This is a genomic window from Haloarcula sp. Atlit-47R, from assembly GCF_003665985.1.
Lineage (GTDB): Archaea > Halobacteriota > Halobacteria > Halobacteriales > Haloarculaceae > Haloarcula > Haloarcula taiwanensis.
The window spans coordinates 1-726 of the sequence record NZ_QPLQ01000019.1 but is presented as its reverse complement, the minus strand read 5'-3'; the positions used below and the strand labels follow the sequence as shown (position 1 = coordinate 726).

Annotated in this window: 1 protein-coding gene; it reads left to right on the top strand. The window is 50.3% G+C overall.

All coding sequences use genetic code 11. The features are described 5' to 3' along the window. Positions 1-105: 105 nt before the first annotated feature. A partial coding sequence (locus tag DVK00_RS20630; RefSeq protein WP_121578509.1) for an IS6 family transposase occupies positions 106-726 on the top strand: 621 nt, incomplete at its 3' end.

Sequence of the window (726 nt, the reverse complement as noted above, 5' to 3'; positions counted from 1 at the left end):
AATGAATGGAGATGTATGAATTATATGACTTATTCAGATACTCAATCAACAGGAAGTCTAGTTAAGCCAGTTTGAGGCACGAGCAGGTCGTTGAGTATGTTTGGGATGAAGCCCGCAGACCTGCTCAGTGAGTACTTTGCGACAGATTTAAAAGAAACGTGGGAGCGTGAGCGGACGGCGATACTCGTCAGGTCGTTCGCCGTCCAGCTCCACACGACCGGTTGTTCACTCAGAGAGATAAAACAGATTCTTCGATATCTCGGCATTGAACGCTCTCACCAAGCTGTTTGGGACTGGGTACATCGGCTGGCTGATAGCGGTCACAACCCGCCTGAGGCGAAGCCGAAGCGGGTTGCGGTTGACGAGACTGCTGTCAAAATCAATGGCGAGTGGTCTTGGTTGTACGCTGCAATAGACATCGAGACAAAGCTGATTCTCGATGTCGAGTTGTTTGGACGACATGGTACCGACCCGGCTGCTGCGTTTCTCCATCGACTCTCGGAGAAACACGATCTTTCAGATGCTGTGTTTCTCGTTGATGGCTACAGCTATCAGACTGCACTCTCTCGATTAGGACTGAGCGGTCGTCTTGACTACGTTGAGCGAACCTACATCGAAACGTGGTTTCATACTCTCAAAATGCGAGTCGACCGCTTCCATAATTCGTGGGTCGGCAGTCACGGAAGCGTCCGCGAGTGGTTCATACAATTTGTGCGATACTACAAC